The organism is uncultured Devosia sp., from assembly GCF_964244875.1.
In the GTDB taxonomy this organism is placed as follows: domain Bacteria; phylum Pseudomonadota; class Alphaproteobacteria; order Rhizobiales; family Devosiaceae; genus Devosia.
Genome location: NZ_CAXTKA010000002.1, coordinates 139,283 through 160,310 on the forward strand (window position 1 = coordinate 139,283; position 21,028 = coordinate 160,310).

Sequence of the window (21,028 nt, forward strand, 5' to 3'; positions counted from 1 at the left end):
CCTTCGAGATTGCTGCCGCTTCTGGCAATGTCGCATGATCTCGTCCCATACACACTCAGCTCGTCAAGACGATCCGCATCAGGTCGGCGGTGTTGCGGGCGCCGAGTTTTTCCATGACGCGGGCGCGGTGCACCTCGATGGTGCGGGGAGAAATGCCCAGTTCGCGGCCGGCTTCCTTGTTGGATTGGCCATTGGTGATCAATTGCAGCACTTCGCGTTCGCGTGGGGTGAGCTGGGAAAATCCGCGCACCTCCACGGCACGACCGCCGCCATGCATAGCGCCAAGATGCACGTCCCGGCGCAAGGCGTCGCGTACCACGGTCAGCAGGTGCTCGGTATCGATGGGCTTGGTCACCACATCGGCAGCGCCCAGCTTCATGGCGGTGACGGCCGCATCGATCTGCGGCATGTCAGACAGCATGAATACAGTGGTGCCGGTGCGCATGGCCTTGACCCGGCGCAGCAGTGCCAGGCCGTTGTCGTCGCCCACCTGCAGGTTGACGACGACGACATCGGGCCGACGCCGGTTCAGGCTGGCGATGAAATGGCCGGCCTCGGTGGAAAACACCGTTTGAAAGCCTTCGAGCCTGAACAGCACGCTCAAGGCCTCGCAGGTCGCCGGATCGGCATCGACGATATGGATCAAACGGTCCCGATTCAGAAATGAATGCTAAAAAATTTCTTCGCTCATCGTGCCCTCTGCCCAAAGCAAGTTTCGCTATTGCGATCAAATCCCGTCCCGACCATCGGATAGAGCTTCGCCGGCTGAGGCAGCTTGGGCTGCACCAGTGAACCGGCAAGCTTCGGTGAATCGCCAAGGTAGTTTGCGCTAAGTGTTCGTGCCGTCCGAGACAGTGATTGCGTAGGATAGACTACCTACAAACGGTGGTATATATGCCCATCTTAGCCAAGTCAACGGTTTATATTCCTATTGCCGCTCACATTAGACAAACTGCAGTGCCAGGCAGGTGCGTCACGGCGTGCGCACGCGCAGGGCATCGCGGATTTCGGTCAGCAGTACTTCCTCGCGCGTGGGCGCCGGCGAACTTGCCGTCGGCTCCTCGGCGGCCTTGCGCTTGAGCGAATTGATGGCCTTGACCACGAGGAACAGCACGAAGGCGATGATGGTGAACTTGACCACGGCGTTGATGAACAGCCCGGCATTGAGGGTCGCGACACCTGCCGCCTTGGCCGCGGCGATGGATGGCACCGGGACGTTGTCGGGATTGGACAACACGACGAACAGGTTGGAAAAATCGATCCCTCCGATGACGAGGCCAATGATCGGCATGAAGATGTCGTCGACGATCGAGGAGACGATGGCGCCGAAGGCCGCGCCGATAATGACGCCGATCGCCAGATCGATCATGTTGCCCTTGATGGCGAAATCCCGGAATTCCTTGAACATGGCTGTCCCTCCTGCCAATTGACCCGTCCCTGCGGGCGATGGTGCCAGACTTTCGTAGAATGGCGCACTTGGCAATGGCTTGCGGCCAGCGGCCCGGGGGCGGATAACGGGCAGGCAATTGCAAAAGTGATGCAGCTCTGGACATGGCGCACAGCACCGATACCGAGGCAGGCCTGCGGCAAGCCATCGAGCACATTCCCCATGGCATCGCCATGTTCGATGCGGCATTGCGGCTGGTCACGTCCAACCGGCGCTACGACCGCCTTCTGACACTGCCCGAGGCCTTGGTGCGCCCCGGAACGCCACTGTTCGACATTGCACTGTTCTTGGGCAATCGCGGCGATCTGGGGCCGGGAGACCCGGTGCGCCTGGCCATCGAGCGGGTCAATACGCTGACCGCGATGCCGGTCACGGTCACCCAGCGCCTGGGCGCTGCCGGCCAGGCGCTGGAATTTCATTGCAGCCGCCTGCCCGATGGCGGGCTGGTGATCAGTTTTGCCGACGTAACCGATCGCGTCCAAGCCGAGCGGGCTTTGGAGCGAATGAACCAGTCGCTGGAAGCCCGGGTGGACGAGCGAACGGCGGCGCTGACGCGGGTCAATGCGGAGCTGGAAGCGGCCCGGGCCAAGGCCGATGCCGCCAATCACGACAAGACGCGGTTTCTGGCTGCGGCCAGCCATGATCTGTTGCAGCCGCTCAACGCCGCCCGCCTTTACACCGCGACGCTGATCGAGCGCGCCAAATCCACCAGCCTTGGGGAACTGGCCAATTCGATCGAGGCATCGCTGACGGCGGTCGAGGACATCATGGGGGCGTTGCTCGATATTTCGCGCATCGATAGCGGCGCGCTCAAGCCGGTGATGGGGCCGGTCAACGCCAAGGACCTGCTGCGCAAGATCGACGTCGAATTCGGACCCCTGGCACGCGAGCGCTCGATCGCGTTGCGCATCGTGGCATCGGATGCAACGCTGCTGGTGGATCGGGCGCTGATCGGGCGGATCGTGCAAAACCTGGTGTCCAACGCCATCAAATATACCGCGCCGGGCGGCAAGGTTCTGGTGGGTCTGCGCCGGCGCGGCAATCGCATGCGGCTCGATGTGCTGGATACCGGGATCGGGTTCAACCGCGACCAGCACAAGCTGCTGTTTGCCGAATTCTCGCGGCTGGAACGCGGTGCGCGCATGGCGCAGGGGTTGGGGCTGGGACTGTCGATCGTGCAGCGGCTGGTGACGGCACTGGGGCTGACGCTGGAGCTGGACAGCATCGAGGGACGCGGCTCGCGCTTTTCGCTGTTCCTGCCGGTCACGCGGGCGATCCGCCCGGCGCTTGAGATCGAGCCGGCGCCAGGGGAAACCGATTTCGGCAAGCTGAGCCTCAAGGTCTTGTGCGTCGACAATGAACGGGCGATCCTGGAGGCGATGCAGGGCCTGTTGAGCCATTGGGGGTGCGATGTGCGCACGGCCCTGTCGCTCAAGCAGATCGATCGCGAGCGCCTTTTGGAGGGCTGGTATCCCGACCTGGTGCTGATGGATTACCATCTCGACCAGACCTCGGGGCTCGATGCCATCGAATGGCTGCGGCACAATGTGGGCGGGCATTTGCCGGCGGCGCTGGTCACGGCCGATCGCAGCGCCGCAGTGCGAACACTGGCCGAAGATCGCGGCATCGCGGTGGTGACCAAGCCGGTCAAGCCCGGAGCCCTGCGGGCAGCGATCAGCGGTCTGGCGGGGCAACGCGTGCCGGTGGGCCGGAAACTGGCGTGAAGGATGGGGAGCCTCCAAGACGACAGACGACGTGCGAAAGCACCGCCTGTGATGCGGTTGTCGAACGAACGGACGGACGGACCCCGAGACGGCTTTCGCCCCTGGTAAAATAAAATAGTGAGACGATCGCCGCCTCGGGGCGCCGGTTTTTGGAGCAGTTCCGGTTGCTCGCGCGCCGTGATCGCTCGCCACGGTGCGGCCGGTCCTCGAACCTGCGCGGCGGCGAAGCCACACCCGGCGTCCATCCACCACTGTTCGCCTGCAGGCCGCCCATGTGAAGGGATGGCGTGAAGTATGCGCGGGGTTCGGCGTTTGGGGATAAGTTTTTTGCGGAGGCTTTATGGTCGTGACCTCAGGGGGCTGCTGCCGACCCCATTTTGGTCATTCTCCTCGTCCGATAAAGTTCCGAAAACCTGCCGCTGCGCTGACCGTCCAAGCGACTCTGTCCGCTATCAGCTGCGTTTATTGCGGCGGAGCTCTAAATCTCCGCCGGAACATTTTTAGTGGCGGTTAGCGTTCTGCCGTCAAATTATCTCTTTACTCTAGCGAAATGCTTACGCAACAGAGCGATCAGAGCTTCTGGCTGCTCTTCGGCAACAAAATGCCCCGCACCGGGAATGACGCCGACGTACGGATCCGAAGCAATTTCCGTCGCTGTCATCGTCGCCAATGCTCAGAGCGAGGCCTCGCCTCCCGCGACCAGTACGGGCATCCTCAACATGCCCTCCACACCGAGCCAAGTCTGATTCTGCTTGGCATCTTGAGCGAAGGCGGCATAGGTCTTCAGCGATGCGGCCAGCGCACCAGGAACACGCAAAGCAGTAATGTAGAAGGCGCGCTGGTCCGACGTTATCGCGGTTTTCACGACTGTAAAATTATCAAAGATGCGATCGACGTATAAGTCTTCGCGCCCAGTAAGGAGTTTGGTCGCAAAATCCACCTCGGTACTGAACCCGAAATGCCACGCATTTCCAGATGCGACAACGGCTTGGTAAGCGGCAGTTCCGGGAACGATGCCGTCGAGCAACGACAACGTCGTGGTCTCCCCCGGATACTGGCGCGCATAGGCGTAGGCGATCGGCATGCCGATATCGTGACCGACGACGTGCGCGGTCGCTACGCCCTCCGCGACCATAACCCCATGAATATCGCGTGCCATCGTCGCTTTGTCGTAGCCGGTTTCCGGCTTGGATGAGCCATAGGCTCCGCGATAATCTGGCACGACTACACGGTTGGTCTTAACAAGCTCGCCGGCAATTCCGCGCCATTCATAACCGCTCTCGGGAAACCCGTGGATCAGCACGACAACGGGGCCGTCTCCAGCGACCCGGTAACCTATGCTCACCCCGTCGGCGGTGACCGTCTTGAGTTGGAAGTCAGCAAAGCCCTTTCTGAGTATTTCGGCGACTTCGCCGGAGGCCGGCATGGCCGTCTGGGCCGACGCCGCTGTGAGTGGCACCAGTGACATCGTCACCGCTAGCAATGCAGCCGAAAGGAGCCTCGATGGAGCATCAAGTTGAACAATCATTGCAGTGTCTTTCAAGGATTGATGGGTCAGGCGAAGGGTAGGGGCGACCCGAGCGCATCACGCAAGACAGGCGGTTGCTTGCCGTTGATGTCGGTGAATTGGTACTCAAGCGCGGCTTCCGCGCCGATGACGACTGTGCCTGACTTGGTCCGGCGATCTGGATCGTTGTATAGAGAAGCTACCACGCGACCGCTGAATTCTGGCGTTTCAAAGCTCTCCATCATCGTAGCGCTGTCTGGAATCTGTGACAGAAGCGATACCGCCATTTCTGTCAGCGTTGGCCCCGGCCAGACCGACATCACGGACACCCCGAACGGTTCGAAGTCCTTCGCCATATCCGACGTCATCTTGTCCAGGCCGCCCTTCGTCGCGCCATAAGCCGGATCCAGATGGTAGGAAACTGCGCCGTAGTAGGAAATGTTGATGACTAACGCATTGGACGCGGCGATGAGAAGCGGGGCCGCGTAGTAAGTCGATACGTAGGCCGATCGCAGGCCGACGGTGATCTGATCCGCCAGTTTTACGGGCTTTGTCCAAAAGGGCGGAGGATTCAGGCATTCAACCGGAATATACGCGGCGTTGTTGACCAAGAGATCGATCCGGCCGTGTTCCTCTCCGATCCTTGCAAACAATGCGGCGACTTGCGCATCGTCGCCATGATCGCACGCCACAGCGATCCCGACGCCCCCAGCGGCTGTAATTGCCTCGGCGGTCGCGTGAATTGTGCCGGGAAGACTATGGTCACCCTCCGCTTGGGAGCGGCCCGTCACATAAACGATCGCGCCCTGTGCACCGAGCGTCAAAGCAATACCCCGTCCTATGCCCCGGCTTGAACCCGTGACGACGGCAATTTTACCCCCGAGACTATTTTTCGTTTCCATTGTGTCCATTCTGGTCAAAGTTGTCCAAATAAGTATGCGAAATTGTCTTAGCTGTCTCTGGTGGGCTAGTAGGTCAACCGGTCGACCGTAAACTCTGCAATCGAGCGTAGTTGGTCGGTAGCCATGCCTCCCTTGGCGGCGGCAATGAGACCTGCGCGAGTACAAATAAAAGCGCGTGCAGCTTGGTATTCATCGACCGCCGACGGAACATCACCCTTTGCCTTTGCCTCGGCCAAAAGCCCGACAACACCACGCTCGAGCATCAGTTGTGCCGGTGCTAGCGCGGCTGTCACATCTGCATCCAAACTTCCGAACTCGGACAGTGCATTCATAGCCAAACAGCCCTTCGTGCGCCGTTTCTCATCCCAAGACGCTGGTATCAGCAGAAGATTGCGCAGGCCAACCAGCGGCGCGCCGGCTCCCCGCAGAGTCGAGATGTAACTACTGACCTCCTGAACGACATAGGCGCGCAAAGCATCCAAATAACACCGCCGCTTGTCGCCGAAGGTGTCGTAAAAACTCTGCCGGCCGATGCCCATTTCGAGACGTAGATCATCGGTGGTAGTTGCGCTAAAGCCTTTGCGCCAAAAAACGTCCATCCCGATAAGGAGCGCTTCTTCTCGGTTAAATTCTTTTGTACGAGCCATAGGTAGATAGTACCTATAATTGACAGACATGTCCATAATAATTCTAGCAGGTGGATTCATCATAGGCGGGTGCCCAAGTGCACGAAGACGGCGACTGGACCACAGCAGCGGATTAGCTGAACACGGCATATGGAGATGAAGGGCGCTGCCACGGCCCTCTCAATGATTGAACGTCGGCGTCCACTTTCACGCAGTCCTGCCCAAAAGCTGCCAGTCCGATATCCACCCCATCTCCGCCATCCCCATGATCCGCCCCGCCCTGTGCGGCATGCCCGGGTCAGCGACAAGCGCCCTCGTGGTTCGAGGCTCGCAAGGGTTCGCACCTCACCATGAGGGCTCCTGTGGGTTCCTGCTTTCGGAAGAACTTGCTTCCGGTCGTCCTCATGGTGAGGTGGGAGCGCAGCGACCCTCGAACCACGAGGACGTGGCAGGATCGTGTGCCCATCATAACGACCTCGAATCACTCAAGGGGAGTGAAGGCGGAGTGGAAAGATCGAGGCCGGCCCAACCCCACCCGGCCTCTATCGCGCGCGCCATAATTTTGATGGGCGGCCGTCCTGCACCAGGCAGAGAAGGGAAAACTGATGGATGGGGGCCAAACGGCACCCCCTCCCAACCTCCCCCATGATGGGGGAGGTGGCCGCTCCACTCTTGGGGCTGGACCCAGCTCAGTTCATGCTAGCGTGAACTCTATGCGACCCCATCCACCGCCAGACACCTCCCCCACGAGGGGAAGGCCAGGAGGGGTGTTTGGAGCCACGATATTGGTACCGGGCCTCAGGCCTTTTCCGAGCCGATCGAAAACAGCGCCTCGAACTGGCCCTGCTCGATGCGGGCGGCGGCGATGACGGCCTGGGTGCGGCTGTCGACGTCGAGCTTTTGCAGGATTGCCGAGACATGGGCCTTGACCGTGGCTTCGGAAATGGTCAGCTCATAGGCGATCTGCTTGTTCATCAGCCCATCGCTCAGCATCATCAGCACGCGCACCTGCTGGGGCGTCAGGGTGGACAGGCGCCGCATCAGGGCGGTGTGCTCGTCCTGCCCGCCCAAGCTCATGCCCTCGGGCACGAAGACCTCGCCGGACAGAACGGTCTCGATGGAGCGGCGGATTTCGGTGGGGCCGACCGATTTGTGCAGATAACCCGCCGCGCCCAGCTCGAAGGCCCGGCGCACCACGGTGCCGTCCTCGACGGCCGAAATGATCATCACCGGAATATCGGGATATTGCGCGCGCAGCAGCAGCAGGCCGGAAAAACCGCGGACGCCGGGCATATTGAGATCGAGCAGCACCAGGTCGCAATCGCGATCGGCGTCCAAGGCGGCGGTGAGCCCGGCAAGATCGCCGGCTTCCTCGACGCTGACCGTGGCATCGCCGCCCACCAGCGTCTGGCGCAGGGCGGCGCGGAACAGGGGGTGGTCATCCACGATGATAATGCGGCGGCGCGTCATGCGAAGGCTTCTCCGTTGGTCATCGTCATAGGCTGTAGCGCCAAATGCTGACAATCGGTCACCCAATCGGTCGCGTTTGAGCATATTGCAGGGATGCTTAACGGGTTCTTTACCATGTTTTCCCAAGAGTGAAGCCTAGACCTTCGTGGGCGATTGCGAGGGGTAACTGATTCACACGAATGGGACTGACCATGGCCCGCGCCTTCCCCATCCCGGACGATGCCGAAGCTCCCCACGATCCCAATCCGGGGGAATGGCAGGCGCTGCGCGGCGAACTGGTGGCCCTTCTGGACCAGGTGGAGGGGCGCTATGCCCGTCCCGAGCCGGTGGATCCGGCGTTCGATGGGCTGGCGCAGCGGGTGCGCAATCTGCGCGACCAGGTGGGCGGCACCGAGCCATCGGTGCGCCGGCGCGAGGCGCTGCGCACCGTCAAGCGCGCAGTGGACCGGTTCAGCGATCGGGACGAGACCGACGACATGACCGATGGTAATCCACTGGCATCGGCCATCGCCGAAATCCGCAGCCGGCAGTTTTCCGCCCCCGCCGCGGCACTGGGACGCCGGCCTGCCGAGATGCCGGAATGGCGCGAGCTGACCGCGCTGGTGGGTGGCCTGAGCGGACGGCTGGAACAGCTCGAAGCCGACCTGAGGTCGCAGCGGGCCAATAATGGCAGCGTGCGCGACGTGGCCAGCCAGGTCGAGCAATTGAGCCATGTGGTGGAATTGCTGGCCGGCGCCGTCGGCGAAACCGGCCAGGTCAAGCGGCTCGAAGCACAGATCGCGAGCCTGGCCCGCATGGTCGGCGAGGCGCCGCAGGTGGACCTGTCCAGCATCAACAAGCGGTTGGACGACGTATCGGCCACGGTCGGCAAGCTTGCCGAATTGCAGGCCGAGCAGATGGAACGCGAGATCATCCGGGAAGATCGGATCGAGGCCCAGCCCGGGACCGGCGAAACGCTGGCGCCGGCCATGGCGACGATCGAAAAAAGCGTGCGCAACGTTTACGACCGCATCGATTCGATCGAAAAGAACGTGGCTCTGTCCTCGGGCGATTTCGAGCGGCTGACCTCGGAAATGGCTTCGTTCACCCAGGCGATGCGCGATCGCGAAGTCATCCCGAGCAAGCTGATGGCCAAGGTCGACGCCCTGGCCTCGCGGATCGGCGGCTTCGAAACTGCCCATGGCGACATCGATGGCCTGAAACAGGACATCTCAGCGCTGCGCGATGCAGTTACGAGCGGGATGGAGCCACGCTTCAGCAAGATCGAAAGCCAGATCGACGCCTTGTCGGAAAAAATGTCGGCCCCGCCCGTCGATAACGGCGCCGCGCAAATCGAGAACCAGCTCAAGCTGTTGATGGCGCGCATGGACGAAACCGGCGCGCAGCTGGACGGATTGGCCAAGCTTTATTCGGACAAGGACAAGGCGGACGCCAAGACCGATTATAGCGAACTGGCGGCGATGGTGGCCGAAAAAACCTCGCTGGCGGTGGCCAAGTCGGCCGCTGCGGCGCCGGCGCCGGTGATGACCGATGCGACGATCGACGTCTTCGAAAAGCGCATGTCGGCGCTGCTCAACACCGCCGGACGCGACACGGCGGCGCGATTGGCGCGGCTCGAAACCGCGTTGACGCAGCGGCAAGAGCGGCCACCGGCCCGCCCGGAGCAGATCGTGTCGCCGCCGGAGCCGGTTCGCTCCACCAAGCTTGCGGGCAATGCGGCCCTGGAGGACATGCTGCAGGCGCTGGATCGCCGCAGCTCCGATTCGTCACCGCGAAACGATGCCATGCCGGCCAATCCGGCCGACGAGGCGCCGTTGACCGATCCGGGCTTTAAGGACAGCGACCCCTTGCGCAGCGCGCTCGACGCCAAAACTGGACCGCGCCGGGCACATCCGGGCATGGTTGGCGAACCGGCAGTCGCCGTTCCCAATAGCAAGCCGGCTTTCGATCCCAGCGCGGTCGAGCGGCCGCCGCGGCCGCAATCGAGCTTTTCGGCGGGCGGGCGCGATCCGTTTGCGCCCGAGCCGGAGCGCGACAGCACCGAGGTTCAGGTGGAAGCGCCGGTGGCGCAAACCAGCACCAGCACATTCGTGGCCGCCGCCCGCCGGGCGCAGCGCGCCAAGCAGGACAGCCAGGCCGATGTCACGGCAAACAATTCGCTGATCAGCAAGGCGCTGGCGCGGGTGATGCCCGGCAAGCCTGATGCCGACACGCTGCTGGTGCCAACGCCGGCGCCGGCCAAAACCGTGGCGAAAAAGCCGGCCAAGCCAGCAAAACCACCCAAGGCTCCCAAACAAGCCAAAGCGGTGCCGGAACCAGTGGTGAGCGAGACCAATGAGCTGGCCGAACAGCCGGGATTTCTGACGCGCTATCGTCGGCCGCTGCTGCTGGCGGCAACGCTGGTGGCCGTGTCGATGCTGGCGCTGAACCTGGTCATGCAGCGGTCGGTCACGGCGCGCAATGTCAATCCGCCGGTCGCCGACACGGTTGTCGAGGCGCCGCAGACGCCCGCTTCGACGCCGATGGACGCGACGCCGGCAAGCGACAGCGATGGCGGCGATCTTAGCGCGGCGGAACCACAGCCCACCGATCTGGTGGATGGCATGGCCGTCGGCTCGATCAATCCGCTGGCGCCAATGACCTTTACTACCCCGGTCGAAGCCACGCCGATGCCTACGGCATTGATGGCCAAGTCGGCCGCCGACGCGATTGCGCCGATCGAAGCTCCGGTCGTGCCGGTGCCCGAACTGACCGGCAGCATTCCTGATGTTGCCGCGACACCGGCAGCGTTCGCACTGCCGCCCGAGGCCGTGGGCCCGATCGAAATGCGGCAAGCGGCCGCCGACGGCAATGCCAAGGCGCAATTTGAAATCGGCGCAATCTTCACCGAAGGCCGTGCCCTGCCCCAGGACTACAAGGAAGCGGCAAGCTGGTATGAACGCTCGGCCGCGCAGGGGTTCGTGCCGGCACAGTACCGGCTCGGCAACCTTTATGAAGCCGGCAACGGCGTCGACAAGGACCTCGAAGTCGCCCGGCTCTGGTACCAGCGCGGGGCCGAAGCCGGCAACCGCATGGCGATGCACAACCTGGCGGCGCTTTATGCCAGCGGGCAATTGGGCGAACAGCAGTTCGAAACTGCCGCCGAATGGTTCGAGCGGGCGGCCAACCTGGGCATGACCGACAGCCAGTTCAACCTTGGCATGCTCTATGCACGGGGGCTGGGCGTCGATCAGAACCTTGAGCAATCGTATAAGTGGTTTTCGCTGGCGGCGCGCAGCGGCGATGTCGACGCCGGCAAGGCCCGCGACGACATGGCCCGCTCGCTGACGCCCGATGTGGTCAAGCGGATCAATGGCGAGGTGGAGGCCTGGAAAGCACAGCCGATCGATCTGGCGGCCAATTTTGCCCCGATCGGTACCTGGTCGCCCAGCTTTGATCCGGGACAGACCATCAAGACCCGGGACGTGGTCTCCAAGGTGCAGTTGGCGCTGGGCAAGCTGGGCTATGACGTGGGCACGCCGGACGGCCTGGCGGGGCCGAAAACGGCCGAGGCGATCAAGGCCTTCGAGCGCTCGACCGGCATGAGCGAGAGTGGCGCGATCAATCCGCGGCTGCTCGCGGTGCTGGGCAGCCAGCCGGTTTGAGCGTGAATAACGGCGCGGCAGCGCGCGCCGTTTGACACTGGCCGGAACCGGACGTAAGCCCTTAAATCACTTGGTCTCGGGCCCGTCTTGGTGATGACGCATTGGCGGTGTCGGATCGTCACCACGACGCATTGAACGGACAGCGCCTTGCAGATTTATCTGCCGATCGCCGAGATTTCCGTGAACCTCTTCTTTCTCGTGGGGATCGGAGCGGCAGTCGGTTTCCTATCGGGCCTGTTCGGGGTCGGCGGCGGGTTCCTGCTGACGCCGTTGCTGATCTTTTCGGGCGTGCCGGCGCCGGTTGCGGTGGCCTCGGTGACCGGGCAGGTGGTGGCTGCCTCGACCTCGGGCGCGCTCAGCCATTACCGACGGGGTGGGATCGACCTGCACCTGGCGCTGTACCTGATCCTGTCGGGCATTATCGGGGCCTTTGGCGGGGTGGCGACGTTTTCGCTGCTGCGCGATACCGGCCAGCTCGACCTGGTGATTTCAGCCGGCTTTCTGGTGCTGCTGGGCTCGATCGGCACGCTGATGCTGTTTGAATCGGTGCGTGCCTTGTTGAAACGTCGCTCCGGCATCGTCGTGCGCGAACGCCTGCCCAACCAGCACAACTGGATCCACGGGCTGCCGATGCGGGTGCGGTTCAAGAAGTCCAAGCTTTATATCAGCGTATTGCCGGTGCTGTGCATCGGGCTGTTCATCGGCTTTGTCGGCTCGCTGCTGGGTGTCGGGGGCGGCTTCATCATGGTGCCGGCCCTGGTTTATCTGTTGCGCGTTCCGGGCAATGTGGTGATTGGCACCTCGTTGCTGCAGGTGGTGGCGCTGATGTCGGCGACGACGATCCTGCATGCGGTGGAAAGCCAGAGCATCGATATCCTGCTGGCGTTCAGCCTGATGGTGGGCGGTGTGGCCGGGGCGCAGTTCGGGGCTTCGGCGGGCAAGCAATTGCGCGGCGACCAGTTGCGGGGCTTGCTTGCCCTGTTGGTGCTTGCGGTGGCGATCCGCTTTGGCGTGTCGCTGGTGCTGGCGCCCGACGATGTGTTCAGCATGATGGTCACGAGCGTCGGCAGGGGCGCGCCATGAGGCTGGCGCGATGGCTGGGCGCGCTGGTGCTGATTGGCTTGCTGGTCACACCTGTCCTGGCCGATCGCCTGCTTTCGACAATCTCGAACGACGCCATCGAGATCACGTCGAGCTTTGACGGGGAGCGGATGACGTTCTTCGGCTCGATCGCGCCCGAGGCCGGCTCGGACCAGAAGTTCGTCGAGGGGCCATTCCATGTGGTGATCGTGGTGCTGGGTCCGACAGCCGATCGCGTGACGCGGCAGATGACGCATAATTTCGGCATCTGGCTGAATACCGACCAGGTCATCTTTCCCAAGTTTCCGAGCTATTTCCATGTGCTGTCCAGCGGCAAGCTGACCGGCATCACCGATGTGGCGACGCTGACGACGCAGTTCATCCTGCCCGAGTCGCACACGCTGGTGCCCAATGCCGCAGGCTGGTGGAAAACGGCGGTGTTCGGGCACGAGCTGATCCGGCTGATGACGCGGCAGGGGCTGTTCGGGGTCAATGAGAACGCCGTCAATTTCCTGTCGGACACGACCTATTCGGCGCGGTTGACGCTGCCGAGCAATGCGCCGCCCGGCTCCTATCTCGCTTCGACCTATGTGTTCAAGGACGGCGTGATCATTGCGCGCAAATCGGAAGGGTTTGCCGTGCGCAAGATCGGCTTCGAGCGGTTCCTGGCACTGGCGGCCGTGCAGCAGCCGCTGCTTTATGGGGTCATCTGCGTGATCCTGGCGCTGTTTACCGGCTGGCTGGGCGGCGTGCTGTTCAAGCGGTAGCGGTGTGCCCGCCCTCGTGGTTCGAAGCTCGCAAGGGCTCGCACCTCACCATGAGGGCTGCGAAAAGGCAGTGTTTGCAGTAGCCCTCATGGTGAGGTGGGAGCGAAGCGAGCCTCGAACCACGAGGGCGTGCCAGGATCACCCCCGCACCAGCCGCCTGGGGCTCACCGGATAGAGCCGATCACGCCCCAGCATGGTGACTTCGATGCTGGCCCAGTGAAACAGGTCGACAAAGGCGGGCGAGAGGATGTTGATGGAGCCGGTGGACGAGCCATAGGCGGGCAGGATCAGCAGACGATTGTCGTGCACGAAACAGGGCCGGCGGCTGGCGCGGCCTTGCAGGTAGATGTGGGCGGCGGGATGCAGGTGGCCGGCGACGAGGTTGGCGGCGCCACGGCGAGGCTCATGGGTCAGCGTCAGGCCGCCGAGCTCCAGATGGGGCAGGCATCGGCCGCCCAGGGCATGCGGCTTGGGATCATGATTGCCGGACAGCCAGAGCCACTCGGCCATGTCGGTCATGCCGTCAAGCTGGGCCCGGTCGGTATCGGTCAAGGTGGTGGTGCCCTCGTCGCGATGGAAGCTATCGCCAAGGGCAACCAGGCGTTGAGCGCCGGTGGCGCGCAGATCGGCGTCGAGACGCTTGAGCGTAAGGCCGGTGTCGTATGGCGGCAGCATGTGGCCGCGCCGGGCGAACGAGCTCATCTTTTCCAGGTGCAGATCGGCGACCAGCAAGGTTTTTTGCGCGTGCCAATAAAGCGCGCCCGAGGGCAGCGGCTGAAACACATGTCCGGCAAAGCGCAAGATCGGGGTCTCCGTGATCTGCGCTTGATATAGAGGTTGGCTCAAGTTTGGCTATGGGCTCGCGTATCAACTGATCGGCAGATTCCGCAATAGCTGATTCGAGGCGGGACGCGAATCCCTTGGCCCTGATTGTTTCGGGGCCTGTCCCCTCACCCTAGCCCTCTCCCCGGAGGGGCGAAGGGATACGCCCGGTGGCCTTGGCAGCATGGTTGCACGCACTCGATCTGATCCCCTCGCCCTCCGGGGAGAGGGTTAGGGTGAGGGGCTCTTCGTTGCGGTTTAGCGGCCGGACAACGCCTCGCGCAGCAGTTCGTCGGCGGCGTCGGCCATGGCGCTTTCGCGGCCTTCGCCGAAGATGGGTTCGCGGCCGATATCGAGCAGGATGGGGACGGCGAGCGGGGAGACCCGGTCGAGCGGCTTGTGGATGATGTGGGTGCGGATGCGGCGCAGCATCTGGCCGAGGCGCTCGATATCGAGGAGACCGCGGGCGGCATCGCGGCGGGTGGCCTGGATCAGGATGTGGTCGGGCTCGTGCTGGTAGAGCACGTCGTAGATCAGGTCGCTACTCATGGTGATCTGGCGGCCGGTCTTTTCCTTGCCGGGATGGCGGCGCTCGATCAGGCCGGAGATGATGGCGCAATTGCGGAAGGTGCGCTTCATCAGGGCGGATTCGTCCAGCCAATCCTCGAGGTCATCGCCCAGCATGTCCTCGGAAAACAGCTCGTCGAGCGACAGGCGATCGGTGCGGATGAGGCCGGAAAGATCGCCCAGGCCCCAGATGGCCAGGGCATATTCGGAGGCGACGAAGGCGAGCGGGCGGGCGCGGGCGCGCTCGAGCCGGCGGGTGAGCAGCATGCCCAGGGTCTGGTGCGCCAGGCGACCCTCGAAGGGATAGCAAACCATGTAGTTCTGCGTGCCGCGCGGGAAGGTCTCGACGAGAAGGCTATCGCGGCTGGGCACGACGGAGGCGAATTGCTGCAGGCGCAGCCAGTCGCTGACTTGGTCGGGCAGTTTGTGCCAGTCCCCGGGCGTGTCCATGATGCGGCGGACACGTTCGGCCAAATAGGTCGAGAGCGGGAAGCGGCCGCCCATGTAGGAGGGGATCTTGGGATTGGCGGACTGGGCGCGGCTGACATAGGCCTCGTTGTCCTGCAGGCCCTGGAAGGCGACGATCTCGCCACCGAACATGAAGGTATCGCCGAGCACGAGGGTGCCGAAAAAGTATTCCTCCATTTCACCCAGCACCCGGCCGCCGCGGCCGATGGGGCCGGTGGTGCGGCCGTTCTTGAAGCCGCGGCCCCGCACCAGGCGGACCTTGACCATGGGTTCTTCAACGATGGTGCCGACATTGAGGCGGTATTGCTGGGCGACCTGGGGATTGGCGATGCGCCATCGGCCCTCTTCGGTCTTCCTCAAACGGGCGTAGCGTTCATAGGCGCGCAGGGCATAGCCGCCGGTGGCGACGAAATCGAGGATGCGATCGAACTGGGTGCGCGGCAGGTCCCGGTAGGGCCAGGCATGCCGGATTTCGGCATAGAGGTCGTCGGCGTAGAAGGGGGCGGCGCAGGCCATGCCCAGAATATGCTGAGCGAGGACGTCATAGCCGCCGTCGATGGGATCTTCGCTGTCCTGGTGGTTTTCGGCGACGGCTTCGAGCGCGGCCTCGCATTCGAGCACTTCGAACCGGTTGGAGGGGACCAGCAGGGCCTTGGACGGCTCGTCGAGGCGGTGATTGGCCCGCCCGATGCGCTGCAGCATGCGGGACGAGCCCTTGGGCGCGCCGACCTGGACAACGAGATCGACATCGCCCCAGTCGATGCCCAGATCGAGGGTGGAGGTGCAGACCACCGCCTTCAGCGTGCCGGCGACCATGGCGGCCTCGACCTTGCGGCGCTGCTCGACCGAGAGCGAGCCGTGGTGCAGTGCGATGGGCAGCAGGTCGTCATTGATCGCCCAGAGGCCCTGAAACAGCATTTCGGCCTGGGAGCGGGTGTTGACGAACAGCAGCGTGGTCTTGTGGTCCCTGATGGTTTCGTAAAGCGCGCGATGGGAATAATTGGCGGAATGACCGGCCCAGGGCAGGCGCTCGTCGGATGCCAGGATCGACAATGTCGGTGGGGCGCCGCCCTGCGCGTTCAGCAGGTGGGTTGGCGCCTGGGGGGCGGGTTGGCCGATCCAGTCGCGCAGCAGGTCCGGCCGGGCCACGGTGGCGCTGAGCGCGGTGATGCGCATGGACGGCGCCAGCAGCGACAGTCGGGCAATGGCGAGCGAGAGCAGGTCGCCGCGCTTGGAGGTGACCAGGGCATGGAGTTCATCGAGCACGATGCGCCGAAGCGAGTCGAACATGCGGGCGGCGTCAGGATGGCTGAGCAGCAGGGCCATCTGCTCGGGGGTGGTCAGAAGAATTTGCGGGGGCGTGATGCGTTGGCGCGCCCGGCGGCTGGCGGGGGTATCGCCGGTGCGGGTCTCGACCTTGATGGAGAGGCCCATCTCGGCGATGGGCGTGGTCAGGTTGCGCGCCACATCGACGGCAAGGGCCTTGAGGGGGGAGATGTAGAGGGTGTGCAAGCCCTCATGGCCCGGATTGTCGATCAGGTCGGTCAAGCTGGGCAGGAAGCCGGCCAGGGTCTTGCCGGCGCCGGTGGGGGCGATCAAGAGCGCCGAGGCACCGGCGTGCCAGGAGGCGAGCACGTCCAGCTGATGCGCGCGGGGCGACCAGCCCTTGCGGGCAAACCAGTCCGCGATGACGGGGGGGAGGCTCACGCTGGACGCCGGGGGCTTCTGCAAATCATCAAAGAGCCTATATGATTGGTTCAACCAGACAAAGCGCCATGGAGCTTTACCGATGAGCGAGCAGATAACGGACCGCGAGCCGAATTCGAAACTGGAGCGCGTCCTGGGCGGCAGTCCGGGCGGTGTGATCGTGCGATTGCTGCTGGTTTCGCTGGTCGTGGGGTTTTTGATGTCAATCTTCGGGTTGAACGTCGAGGGCGTGGTCCGCGGAACGATACGGCTGGTCGAGGATACGCTGCGCGACAGCACCGGGATGCTGCGCAGCCTGGGCGGCTATATCGTGACCGGGGCGGCGCTGGTGGTGCCGATCTGGCTGGTGCTGCGCCTGACGTCGCGGCGGCGCTGATGCCCCAGCATCTGGTGCTGACGCCGCAATCGGCGCTGTCGCGGCTGGTCAGCCACATCCTGCAGCTGGAGAGCACGGCAGGGCGGCGCATCGCCATTGGCATTGCCGGCGGGCCGGGCGCGGGCAAATCAACTTTGGCGGCAGAGCTGGTGACGATGCTCAACGCCGCCAAGCCGGGCAGCGCGGGGTTGGTGCCGATGGATGGATTCCATATGCGCCATGCCAAGCTGGAAGCATTGGGGACGGTGGATTTCAAGGGCGCGCCGCACACCTTCGAGGGGGCACAGTTCGTCAGTTTTTTGCACCGGCTCAAGAGCGCCGATACGGCGGTGATGGGGCCGGGCTATTCGCGCCAGATCGAGGATGTGGTAGACGATGCCTTTACGGTAGGACCCGATGTGCGGGTGCTGATCGTCGAGGGCAATTACCTGCTGCTGACCGAGGGACCATGGGCCGGGGTCAGGCCGCTGCTGGATTACGCGGTATTCATCGAGGTGCCGCGCGATACGGTCAAGGCCCGGCTGCTCAAGCGTCATGCCGAGGCGGGGCTATTCACCCAAGAGCGCAACATTGCCCATATCGAGCGGACGGACATGCCCAACCATGACCTGGTGCATACATCGCAGGACCGGGCCGATGTCGTGATCTCGCTGGCGGTGGAGGGCTGAATGGGCAATTGGCCGATTGTTTTGGCGCTCATCGCCGGATCGATCATCATCGCCGGCGCGGTGATCGCACGACCGTCCGATTTCAGGCAATGCATCGAGGTGATTTCGAGCGATATCGAGCGCGCCAATGCCACGGCGACGCTCGATCCGCGGGACGTCGAAGCGCAAGCCGCCAAAATCTGCGCCGGTCATGAAGGGAATTAGGGCGTGATCCGGGGGATGAGTTCCCGCTTGCGCGAGAATTACGCGGTGCGGCCATGACCATCCAGGACCTCGCGCGCCCGCAATATCCGTTCCAGGTTCGCCACAGCGATGTGTGGAAGATTGCCCTGCCCGCTTCGGTGGCGTTCATCACCGAGCCGATGGTGGGGCTGGTGGACATCACGGTGATCGGCCGGCTCGGCGAGGCGAGCCTTTTGGGCGGGCTGGTGCTGGGCGCCCTGGTGTTCGACGTAATTTTTTCGCTGGCCTATTTTTTGCGCATCGGCACGGCGGGGCTGACGGCCCAGGCGATCGGCAGCCGCGATCCGCGCGACGGCTTGCTGCATTTTGCGCGGGCGCTGGTGTTGGCCGTGGGCATTGGCATCGCCATGATCGCGCTGAGCGGGCCGATCCTTTGGGCGTCAAATAGCCTGTTGGCGCCGGAGCCGGACGTGGCGGCGGCGCTTGGAGACTATTTCAACTATCGCATCTGGTCGGCGCCGTTTGCGCTGATCAACTATGCGCTGCTCGGCTGGTTTTATGGCCGTGCCGCAGCGACGACCGGCATGCTGTTGCAGATGATGCTGCATGGGATCGACATAGCGGCCAGCATCTGGTTCGTGCACGGGCTGGGCTGGGGCGTGCCGGGTGCGGCGCTCGGGACGGTAGCGGGGCAGGCTATCGCCGCCGTGGTCGGGTTGGCGTTGGTGGCGCGCCATTGCGGCGGGCCGGGGGCGGCCCTAAGGCTGATCCGGCCGGGAGAACTGCTGGATGCCGCAGCACTGCGGCGCATGTTCGGGCTCAGCCGCGATCTGATGATCCGCTCGCTGGCGCTGATGGGCGCCTATGCGTGGTTTGCGGCGCAGGGCTCGCGCATGGGCGAAGTGGCCCTGGCGGCCAATGCGCTGCTGCTGAATTTGCTGATGGTCATCGCCTATTTCCTGGACGGCATTGCGCAGGCGGCCGAGCAATTGACCGGCAAGGCGGTCGGCGCCAATTGGCGGCCGGCGTTCAACCGGGCCTATGGCTTGAGCATGCTGTGGGGCCTGGTGCTATCGGGCGGGCTGGCGTTGGCCTGGTATTTCGGCGGACCGTTCGTGCTGGGGTTCATGACCACCAATGCCGCGGTGCAGCAGGAGGCGATGAATTATCTCTGGATCGCGTCGCTCTGCGCCCTGATCTTCATGCCGGCTTTCGTGTTTGACGGCATCTTGGTGGGCACGACGCTCAATGCGGTGATGCGCGACGGCATGTTGATATCGCTGGGTGTATTCCTTGTCGCTGCGCTGGCGCTGCAACCATTGTTCGGCAATGTGGGGCTGTGGGCGTCACTGCATGTTTGGTTCATCGCGCGCGGGCTGATCTATTGGTGGGGGCTGGAGCGGAAAAAGGCGGGGTTGTTTACGAGCTAGAGCCGCAAGCTCAGCACCCCCACCCTAACCCTCCCCCTGAAGGGGGAGGAGACAGATCGGTGGCTTGCGAACTGCTGTGACAGTCGCGACGTCAGTCGATTTAGAGCTGGGCCTTACCTGCCGCCCAGTCGGCGGTGCGGTTGCCGACAAGTTGGGCGATATTGGTTTTGCCCTCGGCGCGGACGGCGGCGGTCAGGCCGCGCTTGATGCGATCGAGCAGGTCGAGGCCGCCGAACACCAGCGCCGAATATAGCTGGATGGCGTTGGCGCCGGCCTGGAGCTTGGCCAAGGCGCTCTGAGGGGAGTGAATGCCGCCGACGCCGATGATGGGGCGGTCGCCGACACGCAAGCGGGTCTGGGCCAGGCGCCGGGTGGAGAGATTAAACAGGGGACGGCCGGACAGCCCGCCCGCCTCGCTGGCGTTGGGCAGGCCGGCGACGGTATCGCGCGCAATGGTGGTGTTGGAGACAATGAGGCCATCGAGGTCCGTGGCGAGGATCACGGCAGCGATGGCGTCGAGCGCCGTTTCATCCAGGTCGGGCGCGATCTTGAGAAATACCGGCACGCGGGTTTTTGCCCTGGCGCGGGCCGATAGCACTTCGCCGAGCAGGCGCCGCAGCGCCTCGTCGCCCTGCAGGTTGCGCAGGCCGGGGGTGTTGGGCGAGGAAACATTGACAGTCAGGTAATCGGCCAGTTCGGCAAAGCGGCGGACACCCAGGACATAATCGGCGACGAAGTCGTCACTGTCCTTGTTGGCGCCGATATTGACGCCGAGCGCGGCGGGCACGCGCAAGTCCTTGAGGCGCGCGAAAACGGCGTCATGGCCCTGATTGTTGAAGCCCATGCGGTTGACGACGCCGTGGGCACCCATGATGCGGAACAGGCGCGGCTTGGGGTTGCCCGATTGCGGGCGCGGCGTCACAGTGCCGATTTCGACCATGCCAAAGCCCATTTGCGCCAGGGGACGCGGCACTTCGGCGTTCTTGTCGAAGCCGGCAGCCATGCCCACGGGATTGGCCAGATCCAGCCCGCATAAGGCAGTGCGCAATTCGGGCGCATCGGGATGACTTTGTTGCGGCGCCAGGCCCAGCCGCAGAGCGGTGATGGTGGCGCCGTGGGCGGTTTCGGCATCCATCTGCAGCAAGGCCTGCTGGCTGACGCCCTGCAGCAACGGCAGGCGCAGCAGGGGGGAAAGCGGGGCCAGGATCATCGAACGGCGTCCGGCAGCGTGCAACGGCCATCGGCGGTAACGCTGAGCGGGGCTTCCCAGGCAATCGCGCTGGTGGGCAGCCCGCCGTAGTAGTGGGGAAATAACTGACCGCCCCGCGATGGCTCCCAGACCAGCTTGTCGCCCAAGTCCGCCGCGCGCACGGCCAGCAGGACGAGGTCTGACTGGCCGGCGAAATGCAGGCGCAGGGTATCGGGCAATTGGGTTGCCGTGGACAGGTGCAGATAGCCGTCGGCGGCATCGATCGGCATGCCGGCAAAAACGGTGCCGTCGCGTGCGGGAGCATAGAGGGCCAGGGTGGCGATCTTGTAGATCAGGTTGGGATCGGGCATGGCGCGGACCCTAACGGCGCGCCGACGGGCACGCAAGACGAAGCCCGAGCGTGGCTTTACAAGAAGAAACTATATTGATA

Annotated in this window: 18 protein-coding genes; 8 read left to right on the plus strand and 10 right to left on the minus strand. The window is 63.7% G+C overall.

The features are described 5' to 3' along the window. Positions 1–55: 55 nt before the first annotated feature. Together ACFE8X_RS03165 and mscL are read right to left on the minus strand one after the other, a co-directional pair. The gene (locus ACFE8X_RS03165) at positions 56–646 is read right to left on the minus strand and encodes a response regulator transcription factor (RefSeq protein ID WP_375450003.1); all 591 of its coding nucleotides are present in this window, start codon (positions 644–646) and stop codon (positions 56–58) included. A gap of 327 nt (positions 647–973) precedes the next feature. Beyond that, the gene (mscL, locus tag ACFE8X_RS03170; protein WP_375450004.1) at positions 974–1,408 is read right to left on the minus strand and encodes a large conductance mechanosensitive channel protein MscL; all 435 of its coding nucleotides are present in this window, start codon (positions 1,406–1,408) and stop codon (positions 974–976) included. Between the two features lie 143 nt (positions 1,409–1,551). Between mscL and ACFE8X_RS03175 the strand changes: the two genes are divergently transcribed. After that, complete coding sequence (locus ACFE8X_RS03175; protein WP_375450005.1) at positions 1,552–3,171, plus strand: hybrid sensor histidine kinase/response regulator; 1,620 nt, start codon at positions 1,552–1,554, stop codon at positions 3,169–3,171. 673 nt (positions 3,172–3,844) lie between these two features. Here the strand turns inward: ACFE8X_RS03175 and ACFE8X_RS03180 are convergent. The 4 genes from ACFE8X_RS03180 to ACFE8X_RS03195 all read right to left on the minus strand — a co-directional run bounded on the left by ACFE8X_RS03180 (position 3,845) and on the right by ACFE8X_RS03195 (position 7,676). After that, positions 3,845–4,699 (minus strand): alpha/beta fold hydrolase, encoded by an 855-nt coding sequence (locus ACFE8X_RS03180; protein ID WP_375450006.1) that lies wholly within the window; start codon positions 4,697–4,699, stop codon positions 3,845–3,847. Between the two features lie 26 nt (positions 4,700–4,725). Then, the gene (locus ACFE8X_RS03185) at positions 4,726–5,580 is read right to left on the minus strand and encodes an SDR family NAD(P)-dependent oxidoreductase (protein ID WP_375450007.1); all 855 of its coding nucleotides are present in this window, start codon (positions 5,578–5,580) and stop codon (positions 4,726–4,728) included. Positions 5,581–5,645: 65 nt separating this feature from the next. Continuing rightward, positions 5,646–6,227 carry a TetR/AcrR family transcriptional regulator gene (locus ACFE8X_RS03190; protein ID WP_375450008.1) on the minus strand — a complete coding sequence of 194 codons (582 nt, stop codon included), beginning with the start codon at positions 6,225–6,227 and terminating at the stop codon, positions 5,646–5,648. Between the two features lie 777 nt (positions 6,228–7,004). Continuing rightward, on the minus strand, positions 7,005–7,676 hold the full coding sequence (locus tag ACFE8X_RS03195; protein ID WP_375450009.1) for a response regulator: 672 nt from the start codon (positions 7,674–7,676) through the stop codon (positions 7,005–7,007). A gap of 179 nt (positions 7,677–7,855) precedes the next feature. Here ACFE8X_RS03195 and ACFE8X_RS03200 point away from each other — a divergent pair, with 179 nt between their 5' ends. From ACFE8X_RS03200 to ACFE8X_RS03210, 3 genes are all read left to right on the plus strand, one after another. Then, positions 7,856–11,320 carry a peptidoglycan-binding protein gene (locus ACFE8X_RS03200; protein ID WP_375450010.1) on the plus strand — a complete coding sequence of 1,155 codons (3,465 nt, stop codon included), beginning with the start codon at positions 7,856–7,858 and terminating at the stop codon, positions 11,318–11,320. 147 nt (positions 11,321–11,467) lie between these two features. Further along, positions 11,468–12,403: a sulfite exporter TauE/SafE family protein gene (locus ACFE8X_RS03205; RefSeq protein ID WP_375450011.1), complete on the plus strand. Its 936-nt coding sequence runs from the start codon at positions 11,468–11,470 to the stop codon at positions 12,401–12,403. Continuing rightward, positions 12,400–13,167, plus strand: a complete 768-nt coding sequence (locus ACFE8X_RS03210) for a TIGR02186 family protein (protein ID WP_375450012.1) — start codon at positions 12,400–12,402, stop codon at positions 13,165–13,167. The genes ACFE8X_RS03205 and ACFE8X_RS03210 overlap by 4 nt, the downstream gene beginning before the upstream one ends. Before the next feature lie 138 nt (positions 13,168–13,305). On the opposite strand, the gene pdeM is transcribed toward ACFE8X_RS03210, so the two are convergent. Then, a complete protein-coding gene (gene pdeM, locus ACFE8X_RS03215; protein ID WP_375450013.1) occupies positions 13,306–13,968 on the minus strand; it encodes a ligase-associated DNA damage response endonuclease PdeM in 663 nt (220 codons plus the stop codon). 279 nt (positions 13,969–14,247) lie between these two features. After that, positions 14,248–16,731, minus strand: coding sequence for a ligase-associated DNA damage response DEXH box helicase (locus ACFE8X_RS03220; RefSeq protein ID WP_375450014.1), 2,484 nt, complete (start codon positions 16,729–16,731; stop codon positions 14,248–14,250). A gap of 82 nt (positions 16,732–16,813) precedes the next feature. Here ACFE8X_RS03220 and ACFE8X_RS03225 point away from each other — a divergent pair, with 82 nt between their 5' ends. The 4 genes from ACFE8X_RS03225 to ACFE8X_RS03240 are packed head-to-tail and all read left to right on the plus strand — an operon-like array spanning position 16,814 to position 19,388. After that, entirely contained in the window at positions 16,814–17,107 is a 294-nt protein-coding gene (locus tag ACFE8X_RS03225; protein WP_375450015.1) for a DUF6460 domain-containing protein, read from the plus strand. Next, positions 17,107–17,775 (plus strand): nucleoside/nucleotide kinase family protein, encoded by a 669-nt coding sequence (locus ACFE8X_RS03230; RefSeq protein ID WP_375450016.1) that lies wholly within the window; start codon positions 17,107–17,109, stop codon positions 17,773–17,775. The genes ACFE8X_RS03225 and ACFE8X_RS03230 overlap by 1 nt, the downstream gene beginning before the upstream one ends. Continuing rightward, on the plus strand, positions 17,776–17,979 hold the full coding sequence (locus tag ACFE8X_RS03235) for a hypothetical protein (RefSeq protein WP_375450017.1): 204 nt from the start codon (positions 17,776–17,778) through the stop codon (positions 17,977–17,979). A 53-nt stretch (positions 17,980–18,032) separates the two neighbouring features. After that, positions 18,033–19,388, plus strand: a complete 1,356-nt coding sequence (locus ACFE8X_RS03240; RefSeq protein ID WP_375450018.1) for an MATE family efflux transporter — start codon at positions 18,033–18,035, stop codon at positions 19,386–19,388. A gap of 100 nt (positions 19,389–19,488) precedes the next feature. On the opposite strand, the gene ACFE8X_RS03245 is transcribed toward ACFE8X_RS03240, so the two are convergent. Further along, entirely contained in the window at positions 19,489–20,598 is a 1,110-nt protein-coding gene (locus ACFE8X_RS03245) for a quinone-dependent dihydroorotate dehydrogenase (RefSeq protein WP_375450019.1), read from the minus strand. Beyond that, entirely contained in the window at positions 20,595–20,948 is a 354-nt protein-coding gene (locus tag ACFE8X_RS03250; RefSeq protein ID WP_375450020.1) for a DUF952 domain-containing protein, read from the minus strand. Before ACFE8X_RS03250 ends, ACFE8X_RS03245 begins: the two co-directional genes overlap by 4 nt. Between the last annotated feature and the right edge of the window lie 80 nt (positions 20,949–21,028).